Raw genomic sequence first — 267 nt, 5'->3', positions numbered from 1 at the left:
CTGCTACCCAGAATAAAGTATACGCCATCACACCACTTGCTCTTGATAAATACCAAAAGTGCTTATCAGTAGCGATCAGTAATTGAGCAGCTGTATCTCCCCATGTCAAAACTGCATAGCTACCACTTAATATGCTAATACTTAAGATCAGGACTATCCATAAATTCCTAGTGATTTTGGTAAATTTAGAATGAGTATAATTGTCAATAAGGTCATGGGTTTGCATGATATGCTCCAATAAATATGTATTCATCCAACGTGTTTATC

The 267-nt window shown here is 36.0% G+C and carries 1 protein-coding gene; it reads right to left on the bottom strand.

What is annotated here, in order from left to right:
* Positions 1-226: hypothetical protein (locus tag AAEY98_RS22390; protein WP_351019796.1), on the bottom strand; the 226-nt coding region annotated here is incomplete at its 3' end.
* Positions 227-267: the final 41 nt, after the last annotated feature.

The organism is Shewanella sp. AC91-MNA-CIBAN-0169, assembly GCF_040310165.1.
Classification (GTDB): Bacteria; Pseudomonadota; Gammaproteobacteria; order Enterobacterales; family Shewanellaceae; genus Shewanella.
This window is presented reverse-complemented; position numbering and strand designations above follow the sequence as displayed.